At 64.7% G+C, this 13,368-nt stretch carries 12 protein-coding genes; 10 read left to right on the top strand and 2 right to left on the bottom strand.

From position 1 onward, the window contains the following. Positions 1–2: 2 nt before the first annotated feature. A complete protein-coding gene (locus JAB1_RS15215) occupies positions 3–1,877 on the bottom strand; it encodes an alpha/beta fold hydrolase (protein ID WP_083299764.1) in 1,875 nt (624 codons plus the stop codon). A 13-nt stretch (positions 1,878–1,890) separates the two neighbouring features. Next, positions 1,891–2,667, bottom strand: a complete 777-nt coding sequence (locus tag JAB1_RS15210; protein WP_034785793.1) for a DUF481 domain-containing protein — start codon at positions 2,665–2,667, stop codon at positions 1,891–1,893. 255 nt (positions 2,668–2,922) lie between these two features. Here JAB1_RS15210 and JAB1_RS15205 point away from each other — a divergent pair, with 255 nt between their 5' ends. From JAB1_RS15205 to JAB1_RS15160, 10 genes are all read left to right on the top strand, one after another. Then, on the top strand, positions 2,923–3,609 hold the full coding sequence (locus tag JAB1_RS15205) for a winged helix-turn-helix domain-containing protein (protein ID WP_034785794.1): 687 nt from the start codon (positions 2,923–2,925) through the stop codon (positions 3,607–3,609). Then, positions 3,602–4,966 carry an ATP-binding protein gene (locus tag JAB1_RS15200; protein WP_034785796.1) on the top strand — a complete coding sequence of 455 codons (1,365 nt, stop codon included), beginning with the start codon at positions 3,602–3,604 and terminating at the stop codon, positions 4,964–4,966. Before JAB1_RS15205 ends, JAB1_RS15200 begins: the two co-directional genes overlap by 8 nt. 220 nt (positions 4,967–5,186) lie before the next feature. Further along, a complete protein-coding gene (locus tag JAB1_RS15195; RefSeq protein ID WP_175445071.1) occupies positions 5,187–6,272 on the top strand; it encodes an acyltransferase in 1,086 nt (361 codons plus the stop codon). Between the two features lie 178 nt (positions 6,273–6,450). Further along, positions 6,451–7,353 (top strand): DUF535 family protein, encoded by a 903-nt coding sequence (locus JAB1_RS15190; RefSeq protein ID WP_070280548.1) that lies wholly within the window; start codon positions 6,451–6,453, stop codon positions 7,351–7,353. Positions 7,354–7,465: 112 nt separating this feature from the next. Next, a complete protein-coding gene (gene hemB / locus JAB1_RS15185; RefSeq protein WP_034785799.1) occupies positions 7,466–8,440 on the top strand; it encodes a porphobilinogen synthase in 975 nt (324 codons plus the stop codon). Positions 8,441–8,506: 66 nt separating this feature from the next. Further along, positions 8,507–9,850, top strand: coding sequence for an MBL fold metallo-hydrolase (locus JAB1_RS15180; RefSeq protein WP_070280546.1), 1,344 nt, complete (start codon positions 8,507–8,509; stop codon positions 9,848–9,850). A gap of 56 nt (positions 9,851–9,906) precedes the next feature. Continuing rightward, a complete protein-coding gene (gene msrA / locus JAB1_RS15175; protein WP_070280544.1) occupies positions 9,907–10,416 on the top strand; it encodes a peptide-methionine (S)-S-oxide reductase MsrA in 510 nt (169 codons plus the stop codon). Positions 10,417–10,440: 24 nt separating this feature from the next. Beyond that, on the top strand, positions 10,441–11,250 hold the full coding sequence (locus tag JAB1_RS15170) for a helix-turn-helix transcriptional regulator (protein ID WP_070280542.1): 810 nt from the start codon (positions 10,441–10,443) through the stop codon (positions 11,248–11,250). Between the two features lie 224 nt (positions 11,251–11,474). Then, entirely contained in the window at positions 11,475–11,873 is a 399-nt protein-coding gene (locus tag JAB1_RS15165) for a DUF1842 domain-containing protein (protein WP_034785805.1), read from the top strand. A 140-nt stretch (positions 11,874–12,013) separates the two neighbouring features. Further along, on the top strand, positions 12,014–13,357 hold the full coding sequence (locus JAB1_RS15160) for an MFS transporter (protein WP_244517357.1): 1,344 nt from the start codon (positions 12,014–12,016) through the stop codon (positions 13,355–13,357). Positions 13,358–13,368 lie beyond the last annotated feature (11 nt).

Raw genomic sequence — 13,368 nt, 5'->3', positions numbered from 1 at the left:
GCCTAAGGCAGGCTGTCGGGCATGCGCAAGATGCGCCGTATCTCCAGGATCGCCTGCGGGCTTTCCTGCACGCTGTGCCAGGACGGGATGACTTTTTCCGACAGGGCGCCATCGAGGTGGGCGCTGGTGTAGGGGACCACGCCGTCGCTCGATTCGGCCAATGGCAGGTCCGGCGTGTCATTGCCCATGATGGAGTAGTAGCGCACTTTCGGGCTGATGGGCAGGTCTGCCACCAGGCGCACGAACGGATCCTTGTCGCTGAGGTTATCGATGCTGTTGGGGATGCGCAGCGGTTCGCTGCTGCCCGTGTCGAGCTGCGCCAGGCTGCCGGCCGCGTCGGACAACTGGTCGAGCATGTTGATGGGCAGTGTGATCAGGTTGGCGATCCAGCGCGCCACCTTGTGGTTGGCGAACGAGGTGCCGCGGTGCGGCGCCGCGATGAAGATGGCGCGGTTCACCTGCGGCATGGCCGTGAAATTCAGGTAGGGCGCCAGACCGGCGCGCACTTTTTCCGCCTTCTTGCCCTTCAAATTGTATTCTTCCGTGATGGCGTCGAGCAGGGTATTGCTGGCATCGGAGACCATCAGGCGCGCCAGCACGCCGCCCATGCTGTGGCCGATCAAGACCATGTCGTTCGCGGCATCGGCCTTGGCCGAAGGGTCGAACTGTGCCAGCGTCGCGTTCAGCGCCTGGCGGATGGCGGCGTTGTTGGCCGCCAGCGGCGCATTGCTCGGGTAGTACACTTGCCAGATCTGATAGCGGCGGCGCAGCTGTTCGTCGCCCATCAGTTCATTCGCCACGTTGATCCACGCTTCCGGACTGCTGGCCAGGCCGTGCAGCATGACGATGGTGCGCTTGTTCGGGTCGTAGGGCTGCATCAGGTGCACCTGCGGGCGCGAAATGCCGTCGGCACGGCCGAACAGGGTGCGCAGCGCCTGCACGCCGAAGCCGGAGCGGGCCAGCCACAAACCATAGCCGGCCGTGAAATTGGCTGCCACGGGCAGTTCCTGTCCCGCCATGCGCGTCGATTCGCTGCGCGTCGGATCGACCAGCATCACCAGCAGCTGTTGCGTGGCCAGGACTTCCTGCAGGCTGTTGCCGTCGAAGCGGATCAGCGCCGTGACGACGGGGAAACGGGTTTCCTGATAAGGGACATACTCGCCTTTCGACGCCCGGGGCTTGGGCATGACGGCCACCAGGTCGGCGCCGAAGCCGTCGCGCCGGTACACATTGCGCAGGCCGGAAAACGACAGCGAGGTGGCCGGCAGCAGTTCGTCGGGCAGGGCGCCGTCTTCGGGCAGGCGCAGGGCCGACAATTCGGTGTCGATTTCCCAGCCGGCGACGCGGATCACATGGCCGTCGGGGCGGTATTCGCCGCGGTGGCGGAACAGGTTGCCGACGGCCTTTTGCACGGCATAATTATAGTAGTCGCGGATTTGCGTCTGGCGCTCCTCGAAGGCACGCTGGCCCGGCGTGCGCGTCGTGTAGAACAGGTAGGCATACGCATAGCGGGCCGATTCGAGCCAGGCGGCCAGCCGCTCGGCACTCGGGTGGCCGCCCTGTTTTTCTTCCGCCAGGGCGCTTTCCAGCCACAGTTCGGACAGGGTGGCCAGGCGCTGCTCGTCGCTGAGCAGCTCGGAGCGGGCCAGATCGGCGCGGCAGCTACCCGTATTGGCTTCGCAGGCGGCGATGTCGCTGCCGATGATGCGCAGCACTTCGCTGGCCGAGGCACTGAGTTTGCCCGTGGTGAGGATGTCGCCGCGCCGCTGCTGCAGGTAGTCGGCCGGCGAGATCGCGCTGACGGTGACGGCGGCGCAGCCGCTCAGCAGCGCTGCGGCGCACAGGAGGGCGCATACGCGCAGACGTCGCATCAGCATGGCCGGTCCGCGTCTAGAACGAGTAGACCAGCGTCAGCGAGGTTTGCGTATCCGTGTTCTTCTTGTCGTCCGGCACGCGCGTGTCGTTGCGGGCGCTGAAGGCGGCCTTCATCTGCATGGTGCCGTTGATCTTGGTGCTGAGGGCTGTTTCGGCGATCGAGTGGGTGTTCGAGGTACCCCGCTCCACGCTGACCGTTTGCGTAAACATGGCCGACTGGCTGATCTTCCACTTCATGGCGGCCGCGCCGCGCACCGTCAGGCCATGTTCCGATTCGCCCGCATCATTGGTGCCGCTGAAATAGCCTGGACCGACTTCCACGTCGATGCTCTTGTCGCTGGACTGGTACCAGCGCGAGCCATGACCGATGGCCAGGGTCGAGTACTTGGTGTAGGCGCCGAACTTGTCGTTCACGTGCGAGGCCAGCACGAACAGTTTTTCATGGTCGGCCATCAGCTTGTAGGCGGCCTTGGCGGAGGCGGAAAAGCGCTCGGCCGAGCGTTCGCGCACTTTCTCGCCGTCGTCGTTCGTCGTTTCGTCTTCCTTGAAGTAGCCGCTGAAGATGTACTGGTTGCTCCAGTCATCGAGTTCCTGGCGCGCGTCGATCTTGCCCGTGACGGAGGTGCCGACCGTATTGCCGGAGGTGGTGATGGCGCCCAGTTCGGCGGACGTGCTCCAGCTGCCGATGGGGATTTCATCGAACAACAGGCTTTGCTTGGTGTCTTTGGCGGCGGCGCTGCCGCAGGTGATGGCCATGGCCAGCGCCAGTGCGAGAGAGTGGGTCGATTTCATGGCTGTATTGGTCTGTGGCGCGCGCCTGGCGCGCCTGATATTCGTTAATGGCAGTGGTGGCTATGCAGGCCGCGGCAAGCCGCGAGGCGCCGATAAAACCTGCGCACATGCGCGCGCGGGCGCGGCCAAAAATTGTCGAGGCTGTATTGTACCCGACCCTGTCATCGCGCGCCGCACGCCGGCGGGGCTGGCAAGTGGCGCGCGGCTGGCGTATGCTGCGCCTATCTGCTGCCCTGATTTTTACAAGGAACTCCCGTGCGCTGCCTGGTCATCGAAGACGAAGCTGAAACTTCCCGCTATATCTGTGCCGGCCTGCGCGAGGCGGGCCACGACGTCACCGCTTGCGACAATGGCATCGATGGCATGCGCCTGGCCTGCGGCGAAGACTGGGATGCGCTGGTGCTCGACCGCCTGCTGCCTGGCGAGATCGATGGCCTGGCCATCGTCGCGCGCCTGCGCGGCATGGGCCGCAACACGCCCGTGCTGGTCCTGTCGGCCCTGTCCAGCGTCGACGAGCGCGTGCGCGGCCTGCGCAGCGGCGGCGACGATTATTTGTCGAAACCGTTCGCCATCGCCGAACTGCTGGCGCGCATCGAAGCGCTGCTGCGCCGCGCCGCGCCCGTTCCCGAATCGACGCAGCTGCAGGTGGCCGACCTGGTGCTCGACATGCGCACTATGCGCGTGACGCGCGCCAACCGGCAGATCGCCTTGCAGCCGCGCGAATTTCGCCTGCTGGAATACCTGATGCGCCACCAGGGTCAGTCCGTCACGCGCGCCATGCTGCTCGAAGCCGTGTGGGACTACCATTTCGACCCGCAGACCAACGTCATCGACGTGCAGGTGAGCCGTTTGCGCACCAAGGTGGACAAGGAATTTTCGCCGCCGCTGATCCACACGGTGCGCGGCGTCGGCTACACCCTGGGCGTGATCGACAGTGCGTAACTGGCACCGCTCGATCGCGGCCCGCCTGGCGCTCGGCTATGGCGTGCTGGTGGTCGTGTCGATCAGCATCGTCTGCGCCGTGTTCTATTTCGGCACCATCGGCGTGCTCGATCGCAGCGTGGACCGCAAGCTGACCCTGCTCTCGGAGCGCCTCGCCGCCCTGTACCAGCAGGACGATGCCAGCCGCACGACGGCGGAAATCGCCCATTTGCTGACCGACCGCACCGACAGCGACACGGAAATCTTCCTGCTGGTGGGCGCCGATGGCAGCCGCGTGGCGGGCAATCTGTCGTCCTGGCCCGACGTGGGCAGCCCCGTGGGCCGCTTGCTGCACCGCGACGTCACGCGCGAAGGGCGCAGGGTGCCCGCGCGCATGCTGATCCGCGAGCTGGAGGGCGGCGCGCGCCTGTTCGTCGGGCGCGACATGGAAGAGGGCAAGTCGATCCGTTCGCTGGTGCTGCGCTCGCTGGCCTACGGCGGCGGGGTGGCCATCCTGCTGGTGGTGGCGGGCGCGTGGCTGTTCCGCCGCCAGCTCGAGGCGCGCATCGGGCAGATCCGCCGCACGGCGGGGGAAATCGAGGCGGGCGACCTGAGCCGTCGCATACCCGTTTCCAGCGAAGACGAATTCGGCTTGCTGAGCCGCGACATCAACCGCATGCTCGACCGCATCGAGCACCTGATGGAAGGCGTGCGCCACGTGTCGAACGCCATCGCGCACGACTTGCGCACGCCGCTGGGCCGCATCCGCAACAAGCTCGATGGCGCCCTGCGCCAGCAGCAGGGCGTGGCCGGCTACGAGAGCGCGGCGCAGGCGGCCATCGACGACATCGACGACCTGACGCGCGTGTTCGACAAGCTGCTGCAGATCGCGGCAGCCGAATCGGGCATGCGTCCCGAGAATTTCAACGACATCGACCTGCAGCAGATCGGCGCCGACATCGTGGAAATGTACGAGGCCACGGCCGACGAGCAGGGCGTGCTGCTGGTGCAGATGTATGGCGAAGGCGTGCCGGCGCGCGGCGACCGCAACCTGCTGGGCAGCGCGCTGGCCAGCCTGGTCGACAACGCCATCAAGTACGCGGGGCGGGGCGCCACGGTGGAAGTGTCGGCCGGCAGCGATGAGCAGGGCAGCTGGCTGGCCGTGCGCGACAACGGCCCCGGCGTACCAAAGGAAGAACTGCCGAAGCTGACGCAGCGTTTTTACCGGCTCGACAAGAGCCGCCATTTGCCCGGCAATGGCCTGGGACTGTCCATCGTGGCCGCCATCGCCGCCCTGCATGGCGGCAGCCTGGAGATCGAGGATGCGGCGCCGGGCTTGCGCCTGCGTTTCAGGCTGGCCGATTTTATTGTCCGTTAAGCCCAGCCTTGCTGGTCGCCGTGTGTTTTTTTGCCATAAGTGTTGTCATATTTGCTTTTTAATAAAGCATCATGATATAATTTTGATACTTTTGTGGTGTCGCCATTGGACGGTGCATCCTGCCCGTCGTCGTGCGGCCGCATCGAGTGATCGCCATATCTGCCTGGTTCTCTTTGCTGGCGCGGTGCGCCAGTTCGACAGGTGGATATCGGGAGTAAGCATGATTGGTGCCGGCATGAAGAGTGGCCATTTCAGCGGCCGCATCGTTTCTCTCGATGGCTTGCGTGGCCTGGCCGCGATGCTGGTCGCCGTGTATCACCTGCCAGTCATATTCGGCTTCAAGATCACGCACGCCTACCTGGCGGTCGACTTCTTTTTCATCCTGTCCGGCTGGGTCATGGCACACAGCTATGAAGAGCGCATCCGCCTTGGCATGCCGTTCAGTGACTTTCTGTATAACCGCTTTGCCAGGCTGTATCCGCTGTACGCCGTCGCGCTACTGGCGGCCCTTGCCGTGACCCTGGTCAAGAGCCGCATCGGCGCCACGTCAGCGAACATCGCATGCTTTGTGCCCAATGCGCTGATGCTGCCCTGCCTGCAGGATGACGGGCCTACCTTCCCCTTGAACGGACCCAGCTGGTCAATTTTCGTCGAGGTGTCCATCAATTTGATCTGGTTCTTTGTCGTCCGCATGGGCATGCATGGTTTGCGTTGGAAGCTCGCGCTGCACCTGTGCTCGGCGCTGCTGCTATGGGGGTTCGCCGTCTGGATGAACCGCTACCTGACTGGCTATGAGCCGGATGATGTACACGAAGGCTTGCTGCGTGGCCTGCTGGGCTTTACCGGTGGCTTGCTGTTGTTCCAGTGCCGCATGCATGCCTGGATACTGGCCTATTTTGCGGCGCTGGCGCTAGGCGTGTTTGCCGCTTTTTATGCGGCAGGCGATGCCGGCGATGTCATACCGCTGGGCCTCGTCGTGATGGGCGTCCTGCCCGCGACGGTGTGGCTTGTCGCCAGGCTGCGGCCGGCGATACTCGAGGGCCAGGCAGCCGCCTTCCTGGGCGACTGCTCGTATGCCATCTACTTGCTGCATGTGCCGCTGGCCATGCTGCTGCAAAAGCCGCTACGCCTGATGTTGCCTGGCACGGGCATAGCGGACTACATGATGAAGGCGGCGATCTTCACCGCCATCCTGCTCGTTGTCAGCGGCATCAGCTACCGCTTGCTGGAAGTGCCGGCGCGGCGTTGGCTGTTGCGGCGGCTCAAGCGCGACCTTAGGGAACCTGCCGTCGGCTCCCTGCCGTAATGTGCTTGTGCGCCATACGCCAAGTCGACATTACCAACTTGTAACCCCCTTCATTTTCGCCTCCCCCTATCATCCGTTCTACCCGGCGTAGAGCGGCTGCGTGCGCGCAGCCGCCTGTTCCGGGCTGCCCGCGGCTTGCCGCGGCTTGCCTGTCCCGACCCGTCGCAGAGCCGTTTTCATGCATACTTTTACCGCCACCGGCGACAACGCCGCGCCGCAACAGGCGCCACTGCGCCAGCATGGCCACCGTATCAAGGCCGCGCTGGGCGCCATCGTCTTTCCCCTGCAGCGCGCGCGCTGGCAAGCGTTCATCGCCGGCACACCTGGCCTGGCGGCGCTGGCACAAGCCCATCCCAGCCTGCTGTACAAGATTTATCGTCCCTACGCCAGCCGCCAGTTGTGCTGCGCGGCGAGGGTGGAGCTGCTGTGCGGGCATTACCGCTTCCTGTGGCAGGCGGGCGCGCGGCCGCTGGTGGAATACGCGGCGCGCCGCGCGCTGGTGCTGGCCGCCATCGAAGGCAAGGATGGCGCCAGCTACCGCTTGCAACTGACGGCCATCCACGATAGCCACCGCGAAGGGGAGCTGTGCCTGCGCCTGACGCGCGATGGCGTTCCGCTATACCTGGCCAGTTTCCTGTTCCGGCCCCAGCCCGGTGGCGCCGTCATCCAGCTGGGCGCCTTGCAGGGCTTGCGCTCGCCCGCCGGCGCGCAGGCGGTAAAAGAGGCCACGCGGGCGCTGCACGGCTGCCGGCCGAAAAACCTGATGGTGGCCGCCTTGCGCGACCTGGGCGACTTTTTCGGCTGCGCCCACCTGGACCTGGTCAGCAACGCCAACCGCATCGCGCTGAACTGGCGCCGGCGCCGCCATATCTCGTGCGACTACGACCAGGCGTGGCGGGAACTGCACGCGCTGCCCACCGGCGATGGCAATTACCGCCTGCCATGCGGCCCATGCCGGATGCCGGAGCTGGAGCTGGTGCCGTCGAAAAAGCGCGCGGACGCGCGCCGCCGCGGCGCCATGCTGGTGCAGCTGGCGGCCGACATGCGCTGGCAAGTGGCGGCCCTGCTGCACGCGCAATGACGGCGCAGTGCGGGGTTTCTTGACCTGCGCGGCTTTTTTGCCGGGCAGCCCGGCGCAATCGGCGTGATCGGCGTATACTGATCGGCGTTGTTAACCTGAAGCCAGTCACCCCATGCCAGCACAATTCCCCACTTCGCGCATGCGCCGCCTGCGCGCGACCCCGCAACTGCGCGAGCTGTTCCGCGAAACCGAGATCAATCCGCGCGACCTGGTCCTGCCGATCTTCGTCGACGAAGGCAGCAGCGATTTCATCGACATCAAGTCCATGCCTGGTGTGCGCCGCATTCCCGAAGCGAAGCTGGCGCAGGAAGTGGAGCGCTACGCGCGCGCCGGCCTGCGCTCGGTCATGACCTTCGGCATTTCGCACCACAAGGATAGCCACGGCACGGACACGCTGAATCCTGACGGCCTGGTGGCCCGCATGTCGCGCATCATCAAGGATGCCGTGCCGGAAATGGTGGTCATGTCCGACACCTGCTTCTGCGAATACACGGACCATGGCCATTGCGGCATCCTGCATGGCGACACGGTCGACAATGACAGCACGGTACTGAATTTGGGCAAGCAGGCCGTCATCGCGGCCCAGGCGGGCGCCGACATCATCGCCCCATCGGCCGCCATGGACGGCCAGGTGGCGGCGATCCGCAGCGCGCTTGACGCGGCCGGTTTCCACGACACGCCCGTGATGGCATATTCGACCAAGTTCGCTTCCGGCCTGTACGGCCCGTTCCGCGATGCGGCCGGCAGCACCCTCAAGGGCGACCGCAAGACGTACCAGATGGACCCGATGAACCGCCGCGAAGCGGTGCGCGAGTCCTTGATCGACGAAGCCGAAGGCGCCGACGCGCTGATGGTGAAACCGGCCGGGGCGTATCTGGACATCATCCGCGACCTGCGCGAAGTGACGCGTTTGCCGATCGGCGCCTACCAGGTCAGCGGCGAGTACGCGATGATCAAGTTCGCCGCCGAGGCGGGCGCCATCGACGAGCGCCGCGTGGTGCAGGAAACCCTGGGCGCCATCAAGCGCGCGGGCGCGGACATGATCTTTACGTATTTCGCGATGGATGTGCTGAATAATCCGTACTAGGTCAACACGGGGCAGGGCAGGCGCCTTTTCAGCTATCATGGCGCGCTGCCCAACCTGAGCTTGTTTATGCCCCTGAAAATCTCCCGCATCCTGCACGCCGGCTATGTCTTCGAGTGCGAAGGCACGGCCATCGCCTTCGACCCCATCGTCGAAAACCCGTTCAGCCGCAACTGCCACGCGTTTCCGCCCGTGCGCTTCGACCTTGACGCCGTGCGCCGGCTGCGCTGGGATGCCGTCTTCATCTCGCACTTCCACGACGACCACTGTTCGCTCGACAGCCTCGATGTGCTGGACCGCGCCACGCCCATCTACCTGTACTGCGTCTTCGATGAACTGTTCGCGATGCTGCGCGCGCTGGGTTTTACCCACGTGCAGCGGCTGCACGTCGACGTGCCGGTGCGTGTGGGCACGATCGAAGTGATCCCGCGCCGCGCGCTGGATGACGATGTCGATTCGCTGTTCCAGGTGCGTGCGGCCGGGCTGAATGTGCTCAATGTCGTCGATTCCTGGATCGGCCCGGAGACCCTGGCACAGCTGGCCGCCTTTGCGCCATGGGACATGGTGCTATGGCCATTCCAGACCATGCGCGAGATCGCCGTCATCGCGCCGTCGCAGGCGCAGCCTGGCCCGGTCGACCTGCCCGACGACTGGGTGCCGCAGCTGCGCGCGCTGGCGCCCCGCTACATCGTGCCCAGCTCCTGCCAGTTCGTGCAGGAAGACTGGTCCTGGTACAACCATGCGATGTTCCCGATTACCTACCGCCAGTTTGCGCAGGAAATCGGCGCCGCGCTGCCCGAGGCGCACATCTTCCGCCTCGACCCGTCGGCGGCCGTGCTGCTCGACGCGCACGGCATGGCGCCGGCCGCGCCGCTGCCCTGGGTCATTCCCGTGGGCCCGCAAGACGTCGATTTCGACTACCGCCCCGAGGCGCTTGCGCCCGCCACGGCGGACATCGCCCGCCGTTTCTCCCCCTTGAGCGCGGATGATGCGGTGCTGGTGCTCGATTTTTGCCGGAACGGCTTGCTTGAACGCTACCGCGACATGGAGCTGCCCGAAGACAGCTATTTCCAGGCCCCGCGTGTGTGGCGGCTGTCGCTGTACGGCCACGACGGCGCGGCCACGGTCCTGCATTACCGCACGCACGGCGATTTGATCGACCTTGTGCCGGACACGGGCGAGGCGCCCGGCTGGACCACCGAGGTGCCGCTGGTGAAATGCCACGCGGCGCTGGTGCTGGGCGAATCGCTGACGTCGATGTACATGCGCATCAACGACGGGCCATTCGATGCGGCCACGCGGGCCGGACTGGCGGAAGCGGACATCGTCGACGACCCCTTGATCCGCTGCCTGTTCAACGACGCCATCGGCGCCTACCAGGCGGCGCAGCTCAAGCGCTTGCTGGCCCGCTGAAGAAAGTCGCGCGACAGAGTAAGATAGCTGCTTCTGACTAGAACGGGAAAGACACCATGGCACAAGACAATGAAACCGCGATCCTGGCCGGCGGCTGCTTCTGGGGCGTACAAGACTTGCTGCGTCGTTATCCGGGCGTGATCGCCACGCGCGTGGGCTACAGCGGCGGCGACGTGGCCAACGCCACCTACCGCAACCACGGCACGCATGCGGAAGCCATCGAGATCATTTTCGACCCGAACACCATCAGCTACCGCAAGATCCTGGAATTCTTCTTCCAGATCCACGACCCCAGCACGCCAGACCGCCAGGGCAATGACCGCGGCAGCAGCTACCGCTCGGCCATTTATTACACCAGAGATGAGCAAAAACGGGTGGCCGAAGACACCATCCGCGACGTCGACGCTTCCGGCCTGTGGCCCGGCAAGGTGGTGACGGAAGTGGCGCCGGCCGGCCCGTTCTGGGAAGCGGAACCCGAGCATCAGGATTATCTGCAGCGCTTGCCGCACGGTTACACCTGCCATTACATCCGGCCGGACTGGGTCTTGCCGCAGCGGCAGCAGTAAGCCCGGCGGGCAGGGGAGACGGCCATGCGCTATTGGCAGGTGGAACGGCGGCAGGCGGAGGGACAGCTGGATCTGGGGCGCGCCCTCGATCTGGTGGCGGCCATCGGCCATGCCGACGTCAATGCCATGGCGGGCGCCATCCTGAAAACCGCCGGCGCGGCCGCTTCCATCGCCCAGTGCACGATCTTTGCTTATGAGTTCGGCAACCGGCCCCGCACGGTGGCCGTGGCCGATCGGCGCGGCGGACGCTTTTTGCAGGATATCGCCGACAGCTACGCCCGCCATTACTATGCGCTCGACGGCAACCAGAGCGTCATCGCGCCCGTGCGCCAGCCCAAGCTCGATCCCGCCATCGTGCTGCACCAGCAAGCCAGCGCCGAAATCCGCCATCCCGGCTACCGCGCCGCGTGTTACCAGAAGCCGAATGTGTCGGACCGTTTGTCGCTGCTGGTGCAGCCGGCCAGCGATATCTGGCTGTCCGTCAATTTCTACCGCGACAGCAGCCAGGGGCAGTTCCAGCCCGGCGAAATCGCCGCCATCGAAACCCTGTCGCCGCTGTTCGCCTATGCGGCCAGACACCACTACAGCCTGAGCGGCCAGCCCGCGCAAGGCGTCTCGCCCATGATGCTGGCCCGGCTGCGCCAGCATGGCCCGCAATTGAGCAAGCGCGAACTCGACGCGCTGCGCGGGGTGCTTGAAGGCTTGACGGCCGCGGAGATCGCCGACACCATGGGCGTGCAGCCATCGAGCGTGATCACGTATCAAAAGCGCGCCTATAAGCGCCTGGGCATTGCCAGTCAGCGCCAATTGTTTGCGCTATGCCTAGGGGTATAGGCTGGATAAATGCTAGCGCTAGGCGCATGCCTGGGGCTGCATAAAATTGCCGAAATTCAAGGCAATAATGTGAGCATATTGCTACGAAAATACTGGCTATGCTATCTGCAGAGTGCTGATGCGCCGAAGCATAACGGCCATCGGCAAGGCTGATAGCCAGTGCCTGTCGCACCCGCGATCTCCGGTATTCATGGCTCAGGAATCATTCCCCGAAGGAGTCCATTGTGTCCTCAACTGAATTGAATGCGGTAGAACACGTCTATCTGATCGCCGGCAATCTGGGCCTGCCTGGCGCCCCCATCCTGAATCTGGCCCTGTTTTACAATCCCGACGACGGCACCGTCAGCGGCGAAGCCCTGATCACGCAATCGGTCACGCCACCGCATGGCCGCGTGGTGATCCGTCCCGTCAGCGGCCCCGTGCATGGCCTGGGCCTGGGCAACGCCACGCGCGTCTTCAGCCTGAGCGGCGAATATGTCGTGTCCGTGCCGCCACCGGCCATCGGCAGCTACCTGGCCAAATTCGAAGCCACCTTCGTTACCGACAACAACTGGAGCGGCCACGGCTCCTTCAGCTATGACCAGCAGAAGGTCAAGAACGTGCCCATCAAGAAACGCGGCTAGTCCTTTTGGCCGATGGTTGTCCCCAAAATGGGGACAACCATCGGCGTAGTCGTCTGCATACTGTGTCGCACGCCGGAGCATCCGGCCGCTCTCACCCAATAACAATAGCAAGGGGAGGGCGACACCTTATGGAGACCAGCATGACCATCGCCCACGCGGCCACCCCCGCCACCCCGGCGCCCGTCCTCGACGCGGCCACCGTTCAACTGGAACAGCAAGTGATGCGCAAGGTGTCGCGCCACCTGCTGGGATTCTTGTTCCTGCTGTTCGTGTTTTCCTTTCTTGACCGCATCAATATCGGCTTCGCCGGCCTGACCATGATGCAAGACCTGGGCCTGTCGGGCACCCAGTTCGGCTTTGCCACCACCCTGTTCTACATCGCCTACATCGCGTGCAGCATTCCCAGCAACATCGTGCTGGCCCGCATCGGCGCCCGTAAATGGATAGGCAGCATGATGATCGCCTGGGGCCTGGCCTCGACGGCGACCTTGTTTGCCAGCGGCCCGGCCAGCCTGTACGCACTGCGCTTTCTCGTCGGCGTGACGGAAGCGGGCTTCCTGCCCGGCATGCTGCTTTATCTGACCTATTGGTTTCCCAGCGCCTACCGCGCGCGCGCCAATGCCCTGTTCATGATCGCCATGCCCGTCACGGCCGCCATCGGCTCGGCCCTGTCGGGCCTGATCCTGGGGCTGGACGGGCACTGGGGCTTGAAGGGCTGGCAATGGCTATTCCTGCTGGAAGGCATGCCATCCGTGCTGCTGGGCCTGGCCGTGTATGGCTACCTCGATGACTCTCCCAGCAAGGCAAACTGGCTGGGCAAGCTGGAACAGCAGGTGCTGGCGCGCATGCTGGCGGCCGAGCACAAGCCGGTGGCAGCGAAGGAAAAAGGCTCGGTACTGGCGGAAATGTGCTCGCCTACGGTATTGAAATTCGGCATCGCCTATTTTTGCCTGGTGAATACTTTGGCCATGGTGGCCGTGTGGACGCCGCTGATCGTGAAAAGTTTCAGTGGCGACGCCAGCAACACGCAGATCGGTCTGCTGGCGGCCATCCCGCAAGTATGTACCGTCATCGGTATGATCCTGTGGGGGCGCCGCTCGGACCGGATGCAGGAGCGCCGCTGGCACATCGTCTGGCCCATGCTGCTGTCGGCCTTTGGCTGGCTCTTCACCGCGTATTCAGCCAATCCCATCGTGCAATTGCTGGGCGTGTGCATGGCCTCGACGGGCGCCTACACGGCCATGTCCGTCTTCTGGACGACGCCGGACCGGGCCCTGAGCCTGGGGGCGCGCGCCATCGGCATCGCCGTCATCAATGCCACGGGCAATATCGGCTCGGCCCTGAACCCCGTCGTCGTGGGCTGGCTGAAGGATCTGACGCACAGCTTTGCCACGGGCTTGCTGTACGCCAGCGTGCTGCTGGTGGCGGGCGCGGCCATCGTGCTGACCCTGCCGATTGCGCGCGGCGGCAAAGACCATACTTGATCGAAGAGGAC

The sequence above is a fragment of the Janthinobacterium sp. MP5059B genome, assembly GCF_001758645.1.
Classification (GTDB): Bacteria; Pseudomonadota; Gammaproteobacteria; order Burkholderiales; family Burkholderiaceae_D; genus Janthinobacterium; species Janthinobacterium lividum.
This window is presented reverse-complemented; position numbering and strand designations above follow the sequence as displayed.

What these genes read in the sequence shown, in the direction of transcription:
- JAB1_RS15215 (WP_083299764.1), bottom strand. Translation starts at nt 1,877, where the DNA reads ATGCTGATGCGACGTCTGCGCGTATGCGCCCTCCTGTGCGCCGCAGCG.
- JAB1_RS15210 (WP_034785793.1), bottom strand. Translation starts at nt 2,667, where the DNA reads ATGAAATCGACCCACTCTCTCGCACTGGCGCTGGCCATGGCCATCACC.
- JAB1_RS15195 (WP_175445071.1), top strand. Translation starts at nt 5,187, where the DNA reads ATGATTGGTGCCGGCATGAAGAGTGGCCATTTCAGCGGCCGCATCGTT.
- JAB1_RS15190 (WP_070280548.1), top strand. Translation starts at nt 6,451, where the DNA reads ATGCATACTTTTACCGCCACCGGCGACAACGCCGCGCCGCAACAGGCG.
- hemB (WP_034785799.1), top strand. Translation starts at nt 7,466, where the DNA reads ATGCCAGCACAATTCCCCACTTCGCGCATGCGCCGCCTGCGCGCGACC.
- JAB1_RS15180 (WP_070280546.1), top strand. Translation starts at nt 8,507, where the DNA reads ATGCCCCTGAAAATCTCCCGCATCCTGCACGCCGGCTATGTCTTCGAG.
- msrA (WP_070280544.1), top strand. Translation starts at nt 9,907, where the DNA reads ATGGCACAAGACAATGAAACCGCGATCCTGGCCGGCGGCTGCTTCTGG.
- JAB1_RS15170 (WP_070280542.1), top strand. Translation starts at nt 10,441, where the DNA reads ATGCGCTATTGGCAGGTGGAACGGCGGCAGGCGGAGGGACAGCTGGAT.
- JAB1_RS15160 (WP_244517357.1), top strand. Translation starts at nt 12,014, where the DNA reads ATGACCATCGCCCACGCGGCCACCCCCGCCACCCCGGCGCCCGTCCTC.